Genomic DNA, 16,557 nt, shown 5'->3' on the forward strand with positions numbered 1-16,557 from the left:
GAAATCCAGTTCAACAGGGGTTTCTCTGCCGAACATAGATATATTTACTTTTAATTTAGCTTTATCAATATTTATCTCTTCGATTACACCCGTATAATTCTCGAAAGGTCCGGATAAAACTTCGATTTCATCTCCAACCTTAAGATCGGTTGTAATAGCTTCTTTTTCTATTATTCCGAGATTTCTAAGTTCTTCCTCAGTTAAAGGAACCGGTTTTGATGCAGGTCCAACAAATCCTGTTACCCCTCTGGTATTTCTTACGATATACCAAGCATCATCAGTCATATACATTTTAACTAAAACATATCCTGGGAAAACCTTCTTCTCAACAACTTTTCTTTCGCCGTTTTTGGTTTCTTCTACTTTGTGCATAGGCACTACTACTTCTTCTATAACATCCGACATATTCCTACGAATAACCGCAGCTTCTATATTTTCTTTGACTTTGTTTTCGTATCCTGAATATGTATGAGCTACATACCAAAGTGCTTTAGTGCTGTCACTTTCAATTTGTTTTACATTTTCACTCATAACCATTACCTACTTAAAAAAGACCTTTTAATAATCCTAAAACGGTATCAAAGCCCCAAATAAATAATGTCAATATACCGCAAATTACAATAACGACAATAGTATACTGAATTAACTCATCTTTAGTCGGCCAACTAACTTTTTTAAGTTCTACATTTACCCCTCTGAAAAATTCAATTATACCTTTAATCCATCTGATTAAAAAGAATTCGGTTTTTTTTGCGGCTTTAGTATTTTTACCTTTTGCCATAACCATACTCCTTATTTTGTTTCCTTATGATTAGTATGTTTCTTGCAAAATCTACAATACTTTTTAAGCTCTAATCTCTCTTTTGGATTATCTTTGTTTTTCATTGTATTATAGTTTCTTTGTTTACACTCTTCGCATGCAAGTGTTACTTTTACTCTCATTATTTACAACCTCCGCTGTATTACTTGGTGAAGCTTTATATCGACAGGACTTAATATAAAACCTCTGCAAAATATCTTTTTCAGATGGAGTCCACATCATCATCAAAAAATAAATTTGCAACATTAAAAAAAGGCTTTTTGCCTTTAGCACCAATAAGTATATCATATTAAGTAAAAAAATCAAGAGAATTAAAGGATTTTTTTGTTTTTTTTAAAGATATATGCACCCCTAAAAAATACAAAGTTTCAAAGTTCACATAAGATAAAATAAATCAACTAATACAAAAATCCTACCAGTAAAATCAATCTCTTTTTTTGTATACTTTCCGATGCATTATAAAAAAACAGAATGAGAAGAGTTTTTTACTCACCCTGTTTTATTTTAATCAATAATTTTTAATATATAAAAGACTGATTTTTCTGTACATTATATATCCAAAACAAAATTATAAATCAAATAATATTAAAGAATAATGTTAAATCAGCACTTTAATCATTAAACGGTTTTAAAACGACTTTTATCGCTTCTCCGGTTTTTATCGCCTTAATTCCTTCTTTTATGTCTTTTAACGGCATAATATGAGTAACAAATTTCGTAGCATCTATTTTTTTGCTAACTATCAATTCTACAGCTTTTGCAAAAACATCAGGCGCATAAGCAAATCCACCTACAACGTTCAATTCTTTATAGTGAATCAAATTAGAATCAAATGAAACATGACAATTATCCTTTGGAAGTCCGCCGAAAAGAACTACAGTACCTCTTGGTTTAACAAGATGCGTAGCCTGTTCTTGAGCAGCACCTACAGGACAAGCAACTATTACAACATCAGCTCCGTAGCCGTTGGTTTCTCTTTCTACACATTTTTCAAGAGGCTCTTCTTTAGGATTGTTAAATACATCGGTAGATTCAAATCTATGAGCCATTTCAAGCCTAGATTCGCTAGGTTCTGAAATTATAACTTTTCTTGCTCCTCTTGCTTTGGCAATAGCACTATGTAAATTCCCCAAAGGACCTGCACCCATAATAACCACATCGTCCCCTTCTTTTACTCTTGCGAATTCTTGAACAGAATAAACGCTCGATGTCGTTTCGGCAAGTGGAATCAAATCAAGATTAAAATCATCCGGAACTTTTACTATAGTATCATCTGTACAGCAATCTTCAGGAAGTGCAGTGTACTGAGCATATCCTCCAGGCAAGTTAGTTCCGAGTGTAATCTTATTTTCACAGTGGTTCTTCAAATTATGTGTACAGTAATAACATTCTCCGCAAAGTCCGACAAGCGGATTAATAACGATCTTTTCTCCTACAGGATAATTTTCATTATCACTTTCGCAAATAACCCCTGCAGCTTCATGTCCCAATATATAAGGCGGAGTAACTGCAAAATGTCCAGAACTAAAAGTTCTAACATCAGAACCGCAAAGACCTACGGCTTCAACTTTTATTAAAACTCCTCCCTTTGGACACTTTGGTGTTTCTACATTCTCAAGCCCGAAATCCTCGGGACCTCTAAATACAATTGCTTCCATTTTATATTCTCCTTTTATTAAAACCTAAAACAATAACATAATTATGTATTGCTATAATATTATTATAAACATAATTATTTATTTTGCAAGTATTATTTCAAATAACACACAAAATCAGAGATTATTAGCGAATTTCAAGAGGTTTACACATCAAACACCACAATAAATACACAAAACATTAATAATTATCTTTTATATCTCAGTTAAATACTTTTAATAACCTAATAAAATAAAAAAAACGTATAAAGCCACAAAGAAAACTTAATTAAAAATCTATATATAACAAAAAAACTCAACGTTTATTTAACCAATCCCGCAGATATTTTTTACAATATACTTTATTGAACAAATATACAAAGATATTTTTACACTTATATCAATAAAAAAAGACTGTGCATACACAGTCTTTTTATTTTACAATCCAAGAATTTCATTGATAAGTTGATTTACTATTGCTGGATTTGCTTTTCCTTTTGTCTGTCTCATAACCTGTCCAACTACAAAACCTCCAGCTTTCTTCTTACCGCCTTTTAAATCTTCAACAACCTGTGGATTATCGTTTAATATTTTTTCCACAATTGATTTTATTTCCCCGGTATCATTCATTTGTTTCAAGCCTTTTTCTTCAACTATCTTTTCTGCATCATCCCCACTTGCAAACATTTCATTTAATACTTTCTTTGCCGTAGATAAATTTATATCTCCTTTATCCACAAGATTTATAAGTTTTGCAAGGTTTGCAGGTGTAAATTTAATATCCGCAAATTCAAGTTCGTTACTGTTTAAATAAGCAGATATATCACCCATTAGGAAATTTGCAACGGATTTGATATTTTTAGTATCTTTTATCGCTTCTTCAAAGAAATCACTTATTTCACTTGATCCTGCCAAAAAGTTAGCGTCGTATTCACTTAGAGAATATTCTTCCATAAATCTTTCTTTCTTAGCTTGAGGAAGTTCCGGCATTTGAGCTTTATATTCTGCAATCTCTTCATCCGTTAAAATAATCGGCACTAAATCCGGGTCAGGGAAATAACGATAGTCATGAGCATCTTCTTTACTTCTCATAGAAAAAGACTTACCCTTTTCATCATCCCATTTTCTAGTTTCTTGAACTATTTCTTCACCTTTTTCAACAGCTCTTACCTGTCTTTTGTATTCATACTCTATTGCTCTTTTTAAAGATCTGAAAGAATTAAGATTTTTCATCTCCGTTCTTGTTCCAAACTCACTAGATCCCTCAGGCATAACAGATAAGTTAACATCAAAACGAAGAGAACCTTCCTGCATTTTACAATCAGAAACACCAACAGTCAAAAGATTGTTTCTAACAGTTTCCGCAAAAAGAAGAGCTTCTTCCGCACTTCTTATTTCAGGTTCCGTAACAATCTCTATCAAAGGCACACCACACCTGTTATTATCAAGAAGTGTCTGATAATCTTCATGTATAAGCTTACCTGCATCTTCTTCAATATGAATTCTTGTTATATTTATTCTTTTCTTCTCACCGTCTTCTTTTGTTATATCAAGATATCCCCCAAGACATATGGGCTCATCGTATTGAGATATTTGATAAGCTTTGGGAAGATCGGGATAAAAATAGTTTTTTCTGTCTAATTTTGAATAATTTTGAATATTACAGTTCAACGACAGCCCTGCTTTAACAGCATATTCAACAACTTTTTTATTAAGAACAGGAAGCGTTCCCGGCATTCCCATACATCTCTCACAAACATGAGCATTTTCTTCGGCTCCGAATTCGGTTGGGCAAGAACAAAAAATCTTACTTTTTGTACCAAGCTCACAGTGAATTTCAAGCCCTATTACCATTGTATAATTTTTCATTTCTTACCTCCTATAAATTTGGATACTGCTTATGATAATCCGTAACGTTTTGATAGTTATAAGCAGCCTTTATTATTTTCCCTTCACCAAAAGCATCTGCCGAAATCTGCAGACCTATAGGCATTCCGTTCTTAGAAAATCCGCAAGGGATACTGGCAGCAGGTATACCTGCCAAATTTGCAGTTACAGTAAAGATATCATCCAAATACATCTTTGTCTGATCTTCGCTTTTTTCGCCTATTTTGAAAGCCTCGCTTGTTGTGGTAGGCGTAAGAATTATATCACACTTTTTGAATATATTATCATATGTTTCCTTTATAAGTCTTCTGACCTTTAAAGCCTTATTGTAATACATATCATAATATCCCGCAGATAAAGCGTAAGTTCCCAAAAGTATTCTTTTCTTAACTTCTTCACCGAAGCCTTTCGTTCTTGAATTTATAATTATATCTTCCATACTTTCGCCTTCTTCACGAACTCCGTATCTTATACCGTCAAATCTTGAAAGATTTGACGAAGCTTCCGATGAAGATATCAAATAATATACAGGTATGGCATAATCAAAACAATCAAAAGAAATATCTATTATTTCTCCACCAAGTTCCTTAAAGTTTTCTATTGCTTTATTAATATTTTCAACTACATCTTTATCTATTTTATTTTCATCCAAAAGAGAATAATCAACACCTATCTTCATTCCTTTTATATCTTCTGTCAAGAAAGAAGTATAGTCAGGTACATCAACTTTCATACTGGTAGAGTCATTCTCATCATATCCGGAAATAACATTAAGCACATTCGCAACATCTTTAATATCTTTACCCATAGGACCTATTTGATCCAACGATGAAGCAAATGCGACAAGCCCATATCTTGATACCCTACCGTAGGTAGGTTTAAGCCCTGTCACACCGCAAAATGCAGCCGGTGTTCTTATGGAACCACCTGTATCCGATCCAAGAGAAAACGCAGCCTGTAAAGCACTTACGCTCGCGGCACTGGCACCGGAAGAACCACCGGGAACTCTCGATGTATCCCATGGATTTTTTACAGTGCCATATGCAGAGTTTTCATTTGAAGACCCCATCGCAAACTCATCCATATCTACCTTGCCCAATAGTACGGCACCGTTATTTTGAAGTTTTTTATAAACAGTGGCACTGTAAGGAGGTACAAAATTTTCAAGAAACTTAGATGAACATGTCGTTCTTATATCTTTGGTACATATATTGTCTTTAAGTGCATAAGGAATACCATCCAAGAAACCTAAAGCGTTTCCCTTTAATATTCTTTCTTCACTCTCCTTCGCCTGCGCCCTCGCAAAATCAAAAGTCTTTGTTAAAAAGGCATTGACTTTACCGTCAGTAGCTTCTATTCTTTCAATATAACTGTCTAATATTTCATTCGTGCTGACTTCTTTTTTATCGAGCATATCTCTCAACTCATATATCGTTTTTTCATATAAAGCCATATTTTGTCCTCCGTATTTTCTATTATTTATTTTATAAAAATCAATTCCGTTAATTGTTTTATTATACATTTTTTTCGTATTTTTTGCAATGTTAATTCTTAAATAAGAAGTACATTAATAAATACATATAAATATTTTGAATAGTAAGGTCACTACATTAAATATATCAAAATCCATTCCATACTTATTCAAGAAAAACAATTAAATGAAAATATTATAAAACACCACCTTAAACAATTTGGTTTAAGATGATGTTCGTTTTGTGGATATAATTTTATACACAATCAATCATTAAGCATGTGTCCAACAGCTCCGTTTGGATGTATAAGTTTGAAATCCTTATCGGTAATATTCTTTTTTCGCATAATTCCCGCACAAATCATATCCAAAATAACGCTAGAACAGGTAGTTGACGATGTGGCAACCATATCTTTATCATCAAGCTCCTTTAGAGAATTAAACAAAATACACAAATCAGAGTTTTTCGCAATATAAGAATTATCGTTTTCTGTAAGCCCGATAACAAAAGCACCAAGTTCCTTTGCTATTGGAATTGAGCTTACCAGTTCTTCTGTATCTCCGCTTTTTGATATCGGAATGAATATATCACCTTTTCTTATCATCCCATATTCACCGTGAAGAGCATTCATAACATTTATCGCAATTGAAGGTACATATATAAAATTATAAATATTTGCAGCCCTAAACGCAGTTGTACTGGAAGAACCGCATCCTGCAAATATAACATTGCCTTTACATTCGGCAATTTTATTCACAGCCTCATCCAATACATCAAAATCCAATACTTTTTCAAGATTCTTAACCGCATCCATCTCTCTTTTCAGCGCATCCCTTAATACTTCTTTATTATTCATATCATTTTCTCCTTAACCTTATTTACCGCACAGTAAAAATATACTTTACTAAAACAAACACAAAACCTTAACCTTAAACCTAAATAGTTTGCAAATACATTTATATACCTTCCACCTAATACCTCCTTTTTTTAATATATATAAATTATACCATATAACAATTATATTCATATATAATACGTTATAAATAATTAAGAAGCCCTCTTCTTTTTACTAAAGAAGAGGGCTTTTAAAAGTGAAAGATAAAAAATACAATTCTATTTTAATTATTTATCTTCATTTTTTTGTTTCATAAATGCTCTGATTTTCAAAGGAAGTCCGTAAAGTTTAATAAATCCTGCTGCATCATTATGATCATATAATTCACCTGTATCAAAAGAAGCAATTTCTTCATTATACACAGAATAAGGACTCTCAATTCCTTTTGTTATAGTGTTGCCTTTATATAATCTTAAAGATACTTTACCGCTAACCGTTTCCTGTGTTTTATCAACAAAGGCATCCAACGCTTCTCTTAGAGGAGAGAACCACATACCTGAATATACAAGATCGGCATATTTTACAGCAACAGTTCTTTTATAAGCTTGTGTTTCTCTATCCAAACAAAGCTGCTCAAGTTCATTATGCGCATAATAAAGAACAGTTCCTCCGGGAGTTTCGTATATACCTCTAGATTTCATACCGACAACCCTGTTTTCTACCATATCCACAACTCCAATACCGTGTTTGCCTGCAATCTTATTCAACTTGGTTAATAATGATACACCATCCATTTTTTCGCCGTTTAATTTTACGGGAATACCTTTTTCAAACTCTAATGTGATTTCTTCAGCTTCTGCAGGTGCATCTTCAACATAAGTGGTTTTTTGAAGCAAATTTCTGTAATCCGGCATATTGGCAGGATCTTCAAGTTCCAATCCTTCATGAGATAAATGCCAGATGTTCATATCTCTCGAATAACTTTCTTCTGCTGACATATTAAGTTTAATATCATGTTGAATACAATAATCCAAAGCATCTTGTCTTGATTTGATATTCCATAATCTCCACGGTGCAATTATCTTGATATCAGGAGCCAAAGCCATTATTGTAAGTTCAAAACGAACTTGATCATTACCTTTGCCGGTAGCCCCGTGACAGATACAGTTTGCACCAAGTTCTCTGGCTTTATCAACCAAGATTTTTGAAATCAAAGGTCTTGCAATAGAAGTACCGAGTAAATATTTATTTTCATAAACCCCACCTGATTTAAGCATAGGGAAAATATAATCATTGACTAATTCTTCGGTAGCATCAATAATATCTATACTATCCGCCCCATATTCAATAGCTCGTTTCTCCAAATCGGGTTTTTCTTTTTCATCAACCTGACCGACATCAACACAAACAGCGTGAACTTCACAATCATAATTATTCTTAAGCCAAGGAACTATAGTTGATGTATCAAGTCCCCCGGAATATGCCAATACAATTTTATCTTTCATTATATATATACCTCCAAAACAATTAACTGATTTAAAATACTGACTAATTATACATAAAAATGCATAATTAGTCAACAATAAAAGTGTTTTTTTATTAATTTATTTTATTATATACATTTTTTAGCTTTTTTCTACGTTTATATTTATAAAATTACCAAATTTTAACTCTTTGTATTATTATTTTTTATTGATATTTTTTTCGTTTAATCATATAATATATATGACCTTAAAATTTTGCTATTATTTTGAACCTACACTTTTATACAGGGATATCGGGTCTTTAGGCGGCTGTCAAGCCTCTGTTAAGTGGACGGCAAAAGCTGTAAGCAGGTAACCCACCTATCTTTTTGATAGGATCAAAATCTTGGCAATTTTAAGGTTGTTTTATTTATACGACAAAAATTATTATTTCGATTAAAATACTTAAAAATATTAAAATAAACAGCTTGTATATAAATTTGTTATGTTATAATATTTAAAAGAAAAAACAAAATTTTTAATATTACTATTGACTTTTAAATTAGAATGAATATAATTTAAAGTATAAATTAACAAAGGAGATGCGAAAAATGTTAAATGAAAAAGTTGCTAAATTATTAAATGATCAAATAAACAAAGAATTATATTCTGCTTATATCTATTTGGATATGGCAAACTTCTATGCGGACTATGGTCTTGACGGATTTGAAAACTGGTTTTATATTCAAGCCCAAGAAGAAAGAGACCATGCAATGATGATGAGAGAATACTTAAAAGACAACGGACATAAAATTACAAGTGAATTAATTGAAAAACCTGAATATACTTATGAAAAACCAATGGATCCATTAGTAAAAACTCTTCACCATGAAAAAATCGTAACAGGATTAATAAATAACATCTACGATGCAGCTCATGAAGTTAAAGATTACAGAACAATGCAATTCTTAGATTGGTTTGTTAACGAACAAATGGAAGAAGAAAAAAATGCAGAAGATAACATAAGAAAATTTGAACTATTCGGTTCAGATCCTAAAGGACTTTATTCTCTAGACCAAGAATTTTTGGCAAGAGCATATACTGCTCCTTCAACTGCTGAATAAAAATAAAAAACACCTATTAAGGTGTTTTTTTTATTGCATTTTCAAAATTAATTTAATTTCATAGACAAATTAAAATAAGTTTTCTTTACTCTCAATTGAATAACCCTGAATTTGAAATATCTTTTATACATATTTATTGTATCTTCCCCGATACTGTTGTTACCATTCTCTGCCACTTTTGTCCTTATATTTAAATACATATTATCACCTATCTTCTCCATAACATTAATAATATGATACATAAAAAATAATTTGATTTTTTTCATCAGTTTACCTTCTTTCCTGTTATTTATCGACATTATATAACAATCCCATGTAACAATTTGTCGAATTATAGAACTATATATACTATTTTTATAAAAATCAGTATATATTTGTATTTTTACTCACTTAATGAAATATATTGTATTTTCTTATAATTAAATGTATAATATACTCAAATATCTGTAAATAGCTAAAAATAATTAATTAAACTATAAATATCTATAAGTATATATAGTTATATAAATAAGGAATGCATATAATGAAAATCAACTACAAACATATGGGAAAAATAATCAAGAAAAAAAGAAAAGATAAACACATCACACAAAAAGAACTTTCAAGCATAATAAATAAATCAGTAACTCACATAAGCAAAATCGAACAGGGAACAACGAAAGCATCTTTGCAAACCATAATTGACATAGCAGATGCTTTAAACACCAGTGTGGATGAAATTTTGCAAAATAACGTCATGAAAACAGCAAAAATAAAATTAATAGAAGAATACGAAGATATTTTCAGAGGATGTAATTTCGAAGAACAAAGATTCTTAATAGAAAACCTAAAATTTACTAAATATCAATTAAAAGATATGCAAAACAGTTTCAAATAAAAAAGATACGGATAAATATCCGTATCTTTTTTTATTCACTTCTTAATGTTATCAAATTAATTTCAAAAGGATTAAAAGCTCTGAAATTCACAGTATCATTTCCAAGCCCGGCGCTTACTATCATACTTGTATCATTTATTTTATACAACCCGTGATAATACTTTGGAAACCATTCTTGATCGGGAGATAACACTCCTCCTTTAAAAGGAATTCGAACAATACCTCCATGAACATGTCCGGACAAAATCAAATCCACACCGCTTTTTTCATAAACATCAAAATATAAAGGATTATGTGTAAGAAGTATATTGAATTTATCAGCTTCAAAAGTTTCCTTATTTATGGTTTTTGAAAAGTTCTTTTGAGTGTATTTGATATTGGACTCTTTTAACGCCGTTTTTGTGGAATAATAAACCAAATCCACATTAAGTCCATATAAATTTATATAAGAGCTTCCCTTTTTTATATTAACTTTCTTGTTTTTTACTACCGTAACGCCTAACTCTTTAAGCCTTGACATATACTTATCGTATACACTTACATTATTATAATTTACGAGTTGTTCGTGATTGCCGTCAATATAATATATAGGATAATTTGAAGATAACTTTTTCGCTAAATCTATAAAAACATTCCCCTCATCATCCATCGAGTTCATCATATCCCCCGTACAGACAATTATATCAGGATCTATCTTATCAATTTTTTTTAACAATTTATCATTGTTATTACCAAAACTTCTGGAATGAAGATCGGATAATTGAAGAATTTTATAACCGTCAAAGCTACTGTCTATTTTACTTGACACAATTTCTTTTTTATCAACTATAAATAAAGAGGTATTTTCAAAATAAAGATATACAAAAGTCAACAATAAAAATATCAAAAAACAAATTTTAAATTTTCGCAATCAAAACCTCCTTAAAATTATACAGTGTATCAGTTATTATAACACAATATATTTTATTACAAAGGGGAAAATAGTATTTTTAATAATTAAATTTATATGATATAATATAAAACGATTTGATAAAGATAATAAAATACTATCACGTAATTTTTAAAATATATTATAACGGAAAGGAAAAACATGAAAAAAGAGGATTTAAAAAATATCGAATTGTTCGTTCTCGATATGGACGGAACGATATACCTAAGCTCAACATTAATAGACGGATCTCTTGAATTTATAGAACATTTAAAAAAACATAAAAAAAATATTCTTTTCTTCACCAATAATTCTTCCAGAACAGGTGAAACTTATGTAAAAAGATTGAATGATATGGGCTTTGATGTAAAAGATAATGAAGTTATGACTTCTGGAGATGTCACAATAAAATATTTAAACACAAATCATAAAAATCAAAAAGTCTATCTTGTCGCAACGGATAAGGTAACACAAAGCTTTAAAAATTCAGGAATAAATTTAACAAAAGAAAATCCGGACATAGTGGTTATGACCTTTGATACATCCCTTACATACGAAAAATTGGATAAAGCATGCCATTATATAAGAAACGGCGCAATATTTCTTGCAACACATCTGGATATAAATTGCCCGACAATAAACGGATTTATGCCGGACTGCGGAGCAATGTGTGAATTAATTACAAAATCTACCGGTGTAAAACCTAAATATATAGGTAAACCGTTTAAAGAAACCGTCGATATGATTGTGGAACATACCGGAATAGATAAGAAAAAAATTGCATTCATAGGAGACAGAATTTATACAGACGTTGCTACCGGAGTAAACAACGGAGCAAAAGGTATTTTAGTTCTAAGCGGAGAAACCAAGGAAGAAGACATTCCTAAATTTGATACCAAACCGGATTTAATATTCAACAAAGCATACGATATGATACCTTATATAAAATAAAATTTTACCGTAAAAAGAGTGTTGCCACTCTTTTTTTAATATAAAATTTAATTCTATATATCTATCCCCTTCAACAACATTTCATGAAATTCCGGCGCATTCTTTTTTAAATTAATAATCTTGTTATTAAAAAGAAAACAATGATTGCTGCTTCCTGTATTGACAATCTCATCCGTACTTTTATTTTTTATAACATAATCAAGTTCCAGCCTAATTCCGTTATACTTTTTTATCTTTACAGAAATCGAAACAACATCATCAAAACAAACCATATTTTTATACTCGCTGCTGACGCTTAATACAGGAGAAACAATCCCCTTTTCTTCCATTTTTTTGTAACTTATACCCAATTTTTCCATAAAGTATATTCTGGCATCCTCATACCATCTTATATAATTTGAATGGTGTATAATCCCCATTTTATCCGTTTCATAGTATCTTGCTTTATATTCATAATCCTTCATAAACAAACCTCTTTTTTATTTGTATAAACATATAATAACACAACATAAAAAATAAAAAAACACTGTATAAAACAGTGCATTAATCAACAGTATCATTATTGTCATTTTCCACAAAGGTTATTTTCCCGTCTTTAATTTCAGCTATATCCCTACCCTCTATGATCTGTTCATATTTTTGTTCTTCCTTTAAAGTCACATCCAAAAGCGGAATATCCATTATACTTTCAACATCAAACTTTTTTCTTGAAAGATAAAAAAACAATTGACCTATAAAAAAACATACCAAAGCATAGAATATAAGCACAAATAATAATATAGGACTGGTTTCATTTAATAATATATTTTTAACAGCAAAGAAAATTGATACAAATATTGCAAAAGATTCAAAAGAAAAACATATTCCAAGTATCAAGCTAATCATTACATCCTCCTCATATAAATGATATTATAACACAAAATTCGACATATTTCATACACTTATAAAAAACATAACCCTCTTAATATATTATAAACATAAAATTTTCAAAAAATACTTTACAAAAAGGTAATTACCTGTTATTATAAAAACATAAAAGATAATGATGTTTAACATCGGAGGTTAAGAATGAAAAAAGAATTGGATTTGAAAAATATCAACAGAATGATTGATGTAAGCACGGTTAGAACGGATATCGTCATGGATGAAGTAGAAGAAATGATTGATACAGTAATTAAGTACAATTGTATCTGTGCTTCACCTATGCCATGGGTTACAAAATACACAATCGACAGATTAAAAGACTACCCTGATATAGTAACAACAGGGGTTGTAAGTTTCCCAAGCGGAGCTGCAACAACTGCCAACAAAATCATCGAAGCCAAAGAAAATATTAAAATGGGATGTCAAGAACTTGACATGGTAAGTAATGTAAGTGCTCTAAAATCAGGTAAATATGATTATTTCGTAGACGATATAAAAGCCGTTGTTGACGCTGCAGACGGAGTACCAGTAAAAGCTATTATAGAAATTTGCTATCTAAGCGATGATGAAATAAGAAAAGCAAGTGAACTTTGCGTTAAAGCAGGTGTTACATATGTAAAAACAGGTACAGGTTGGGGACCAAAACCTACTACAGTAGATACAGTAAGAATTATAAAAGAAACTATAGGAGATGATGCTTTAATAAAAGCTGCCGGTGGCGTAAAAGATTTAGATACCCTTGTGGCAATGCTTGAAGTGGGATGCAACAGATTCGGACTTGGTGTAAGAACTGCCGGAACCATCCTCGAAGAAGCAAAAGAAAGATTCGGAGAATAAAATAGATTCATTATTTCTATTTTATTATACAGCCATTATAAGTGGCAAAAGAAGTTATGGTATTGTATAATTAATTATGAGCGACTGTTTAAATAAAAAAACATTTTATCAATCCGGAATTATACCGTTACCCAAGGATTAAATTATCATATTTAATTATACGAAAAGCCGCCAATATAATCGGCGGCTTTTATAATTCTTAACTGATAAAAATAAAGTTTATCCATATTATAATATTTATAAATAATAAAAAGCACTCAATGTAAGAGTGCTTTTTATCGTGTTATTTAAAAATTAAGCTTTTAAATCAAAAATACCGTGTTTTTCTTCTTCATATACACCAAATGCATCAAGAGCAGCTTTAAGTTCAGGATATTGTTTTACGGTTTCTTCATCATTCAAATGTCCGCCATTCATTACAATATCAATTCCTTGTCTGAATGCTTTACCTCCGGCAACTGATCCGTCAGGATGTCCTATAACGGCTCCTCCGGCAGCAATGACAACATCTGTACCGAACTTCGTCATAACTTCTTCAATATGACCTTGTGTAGTTCCTCCTCCAGGCATTGGGAATGAACGTTTTATGTTATGTAGAGGAGCCAAGTGAGTCATACAAATTTGTTGGAATTTATCTTCGATCATAGGGAATTTTCCGTATGGACTTAGTACTATACCCATATCAAAACCAGCAAGTCTCGGAAGTTTAGCCTGAATCAATTCGGCTGACAAACCATAATCATGAGATACATATAACGAACCTGTTAGATCAGGATGGAATAAGAATGGAACATCAAATTCTTTAATAATATCTCTACAAGCATCAAGTCCTAAAGTCCAACAGTTAAGCATTAATCCGTTAGCCCCCGCTTTAATTGCTTTTTCAGCATTTCTCTTAGCTTGATCAGGTGTATCTGTTATATTGAATGTATAAATTGTTTTTTCACCTTTTTCATCATCCGCTCTTTTTAAAGCATCCATTACGGCACTTACTCTGTCTTCTATCTTTGAGTAACCTGCATTTGCTATAAGTTCGTCATCCTTAATTAAATCAACGCCGCCAAGAGCAACTTCATAAGCTATTTTGGCTGTCGTTTCCGGAGTAAGTCCACAGCAAGGTTTAATCATATTATTAACCAAAGGTCTTTCTTTTACGCCGAGAAGTTCTCTTACACCTTCTACCCCATATTTAGGACCGTCGAAAGCTTCAAGCCAACATTTAGGGAATGATATATCTACAAGTTTTAATTTGCCGCCTCCCGAAATATTACCAACCGTAGCTGTAAGCAACATCGCAAATTGTACAGAAAAGTTCGCAACAGGAAATCCTATTTGAATAATCCAAGCTCTTTCTTTTACATCATCAGGCACACACCACGAATGATTCGGAACTTCATATATTCCGCAAACTCTCGCCACGTGCTCTCTTCTTACTTCAGGGGTCTCTTCAGGTACAGGCAACCAAGTACCGGTAGATTGTTCAACCGCCAAAGCGAATGATTGTTTTAGTGCATTTGTAGTTGTTTTTCCTTGATAAGCATATGTAGCGATAATGAAACTATCTCTGTCTATGTTATCTGATAATTCGAACATGGTCGGATCATAAGTCATTTTTACTTTTGACATAATTTTGTTCCTCCTAAATCTTTCTATGTCTATAGTATATTCCCTATAATATATATTCACAATACAGAAAATTTTTGCGTTAGAGTGAAAGTTTTTGCACTAACAATATTAAAATTTATTAAGCTTTTCTTGAATTATTTGTCGTTAATTTCTATAATTATTATATACAACAGTTAAAGGAGCAAATATGGATCCAAAAATTTACAGACAATCCAACTCTTTAATGATGAGAACTACCTTTTTGTATTATGAAAAAGGCCTTTCTCAAAGTAAAATAGCAAAAAAACTCAACATTTCGGTTTCTACCGTATCAAGGCTTTTAAACAATGCAAAAAAAGAAAAGATGATATCCTTCGTTGTGGATGAAAGAGTACTTGAAGTTGCCGATTTGGAAGACATTTTAAAAGAAAAATTTAACCTAAAAGATGTAATCATAGCAAGGTGGATGGAAAAGAAATTTGAACCCGATAAAGAAGATATAAAAAAACTTGTCGCCTTTGAAGGCGCTCAATACATACAAAGAATCATAAAAGATAACGATATTTTGGGTATCACCTTCGGAAGAACAATATATCATATGATAAATTCTTTTAATCCATGTAAAAAAACAGAAACGCAATTTGTAACACTACATGGCAGTATAGGAAAAATACATAAAGATTTTAATGTAGATACTCTGACAGAAAGAATGGCAATGTCTTTTGGCGGGAAAAACTATACCATAAAAGCACCGGGGCATGCAAACAGTGAATATGAAGCAAAAATGATGATAAACAGAATAGACAACAATGAAGTATTCGATAAGTTCAAACATGTAAACATATCAGTTTCGGGAATAGGCTCTTTTTATCCTGAACGGGTTTCTTATTTATACAGTAAAAATTATTTTTCAAAAGAAGAACTAAAAGAATTGGAAAAGGAAAATGTATATGCCGATGTAGGACTAAGGCTTATAGATAAACAAGGCAATGAATGCAATACATCCTTAAAAAACAGAACCATCGGAATTTCATATGAAGACTTAAAGAAAATACCCACAAAAATAATCATGGTAAGCGGTGAATATAAAAAATACAGTGTAAAGGCAGCAATTGACGGAGGACTTGCCGATGTACTGATCATAGATTATAATTTGGCAAAAAGTTTAATGCAAATGTAAAAGACTGCATACCGCAGTCT

At 31.4% G+C, this 16,557-nt stretch carries 18 protein-coding genes and 1 other RNA gene; 6 read left to right on the forward strand and 13 right to left on the reverse strand.

Annotated features, from left to right (window positions below):
* The 8 genes from nusG to QZ357_RS08340 all read right to left on the reverse strand — a co-directional run.
* A partial coding sequence (gene nusG / locus QZ357_RS08305) for a transcription termination/antitermination protein NusG (RefSeq protein ID WP_290776135.1) occupies positions 1-537 on the reverse strand: 537 nt, incomplete at its 3' end.
* Positions 538-544: 7 nt separating this feature from the next.
* The gene (gene secE / locus QZ357_RS08310; RefSeq protein ID WP_290776136.1) at positions 545-781 is read right to left on the reverse strand and encodes a preprotein translocase subunit SecE; all 237 of its coding nucleotides are present in this window, start codon (positions 779-781) and stop codon (positions 545-547) included.
* Between the two features lie 11 nt (positions 782-792).
* The gene (gene rpmG / locus QZ357_RS08315; RefSeq protein ID WP_007049596.1) at positions 793-942 is read right to left on the reverse strand and encodes a 50S ribosomal protein L33; all 150 of its coding nucleotides are present in this window, start codon (positions 940-942) and stop codon (positions 793-795) included.
* 489 nt (positions 943-1,431) lie between these two features.
* A complete protein-coding gene (locus QZ357_RS08320) occupies positions 1,432-2,478 on the reverse strand; it encodes an alcohol dehydrogenase catalytic domain-containing protein (RefSeq protein ID WP_290776137.1) in 1,047 nt (348 codons plus the stop codon).
* Positions 2,479-2,892: 414 nt separating this feature from the next.
* Complete coding sequence (gatB, locus tag QZ357_RS08325; RefSeq protein WP_290776138.1) at positions 2,893-4,323, reverse strand: Asp-tRNA(Asn)/Glu-tRNA(Gln) amidotransferase subunit GatB; 1,431 nt, start codon at positions 4,321-4,323, stop codon at positions 2,893-2,895.
* Between the two features lie 10 nt (positions 4,324-4,333).
* A complete protein-coding gene (gene gatA, locus QZ357_RS08330; protein ID WP_290776139.1) occupies positions 4,334-5,794 on the reverse strand; it encodes an Asp-tRNA(Asn)/Glu-tRNA(Gln) amidotransferase subunit GatA in 1,461 nt (486 codons plus the stop codon).
* A 284-nt stretch (positions 5,795-6,078) separates the two neighbouring features.
* A complete protein-coding gene (locus tag QZ357_RS08335) occupies positions 6,079-6,669 on the reverse strand; it encodes an SIS domain-containing protein (RefSeq protein WP_290776140.1) in 591 nt (196 codons plus the stop codon).
* Between the two features lie 266 nt (positions 6,670-6,935).
* The gene (locus QZ357_RS08340) at positions 6,936-8,153 is read right to left on the reverse strand and encodes an argininosuccinate synthase (protein WP_290776141.1); all 1,218 of its coding nucleotides are present in this window, start codon (positions 8,151-8,153) and stop codon (positions 6,936-6,938) included.
* Between the two features lie 219 nt (positions 8,154-8,372).
* On the opposite strand from QZ357_RS08340, the gene ssrS reads away from it, so the two are divergent.
* Positions 8,373-8,538: non-coding RNA, 6S RNA (gene ssrS / locus QZ357_RS08345), on the forward strand.
* Positions 8,539-8,722: 184 nt separating this feature from the next.
* Positions 8,723-9,235 (forward strand): ferritin, encoded by a 513-nt coding sequence (locus QZ357_RS08350; protein WP_290776242.1) that lies wholly within the window; start codon positions 8,723-8,725, stop codon positions 9,233-9,235.
* 47 nt (positions 9,236-9,282) lie between these two features.
* On the opposite strand, the gene QZ357_RS08355 is transcribed toward QZ357_RS08350, so the two are convergent.
* Positions 9,283-9,501 (reverse strand): hypothetical protein, encoded by a 219-nt coding sequence (locus QZ357_RS08355; protein ID WP_290776142.1) that lies wholly within the window; start codon positions 9,499-9,501, stop codon positions 9,283-9,285.
* Positions 9,502-9,758: 257 nt separating this feature from the next.
* Here QZ357_RS08355 and QZ357_RS08360 point away from each other — a divergent pair, with 257 nt between their 5' ends.
* Positions 9,759-10,112, forward strand: coding sequence for a helix-turn-helix transcriptional regulator (locus QZ357_RS08360; RefSeq protein ID WP_290776143.1), 354 nt, complete (start codon positions 9,759-9,761; stop codon positions 10,110-10,112).
* Positions 10,113-10,143: 31 nt separating this feature from the next.
* Here QZ357_RS08360 and QZ357_RS08365 read toward each other — a convergent pair whose 3' ends face one another.
* On the reverse strand, positions 10,144-11,022 hold the full coding sequence (locus QZ357_RS08365) for a metallophosphoesterase (RefSeq protein ID WP_290776144.1): 879 nt from the start codon (positions 11,020-11,022) through the stop codon (positions 10,144-10,146).
* Positions 11,023-11,202: 180 nt separating this feature from the next.
* Between QZ357_RS08365 and QZ357_RS08370 the strand changes: the two genes are divergently transcribed.
* The gene (locus QZ357_RS08370) at positions 11,203-11,991 is read left to right on the forward strand and encodes an HAD-IIA family hydrolase (protein WP_290776145.1); all 789 of its coding nucleotides are present in this window, start codon (positions 11,203-11,205) and stop codon (positions 11,989-11,991) included.
* A gap of 53 nt (positions 11,992-12,044) precedes the next feature.
* On the opposite strand, the gene QZ357_RS08375 is transcribed toward QZ357_RS08370, so the two are convergent.
* Positions 12,045-12,455: a thioesterase family protein gene (locus QZ357_RS08375; protein WP_290776146.1), complete on the reverse strand. Its 411-nt coding sequence runs from the start codon at positions 12,453-12,455 to the stop codon at positions 12,045-12,047.
* Positions 12,456-12,534: 79 nt separating this feature from the next.
* Positions 12,535-12,876, reverse strand: coding sequence for a hypothetical protein (locus QZ357_RS08380; RefSeq protein ID WP_290776147.1), 342 nt, complete (start codon positions 12,874-12,876; stop codon positions 12,535-12,537).
* Between the two features lie 183 nt (positions 12,877-13,059).
* Here QZ357_RS08380 and deoC point away from each other — a divergent pair, with 183 nt between their 5' ends.
* A complete protein-coding gene (gene deoC, locus QZ357_RS08385) occupies positions 13,060-13,752 on the forward strand; it encodes a deoxyribose-phosphate aldolase (RefSeq protein WP_290776149.1) in 693 nt (230 codons plus the stop codon).
* 294 nt (positions 13,753-14,046) lie between these two features.
* On the opposite strand, the gene QZ357_RS08390 is transcribed toward deoC, so the two are convergent.
* Positions 14,047-15,378: a RuBisCO large subunit C-terminal-like domain-containing protein gene (locus QZ357_RS08390; protein WP_290776150.1), complete on the reverse strand. Its 1,332-nt coding sequence runs from the start codon at positions 15,376-15,378 to the stop codon at positions 14,047-14,049.
* Positions 15,379-15,565: 187 nt separating this feature from the next.
* Here QZ357_RS08390 and QZ357_RS08395 point away from each other — a divergent pair, with 187 nt between their 5' ends.
* The gene (locus QZ357_RS08395) at positions 15,566-16,537 is read left to right on the forward strand and encodes a sugar-binding transcriptional regulator (protein ID WP_290776152.1); all 972 of its coding nucleotides are present in this window, start codon (positions 15,566-15,568) and stop codon (positions 16,535-16,537) included.
* Positions 16,538-16,557: the final 20 nt, after the last annotated feature.

The organism is Anaerofustis sp., from assembly GCF_019420015.1.
Classification (GTDB): domain Bacteria; phylum Bacillota; class Clostridia; order Eubacteriales; family Anaerofustaceae; genus Anaerofustis.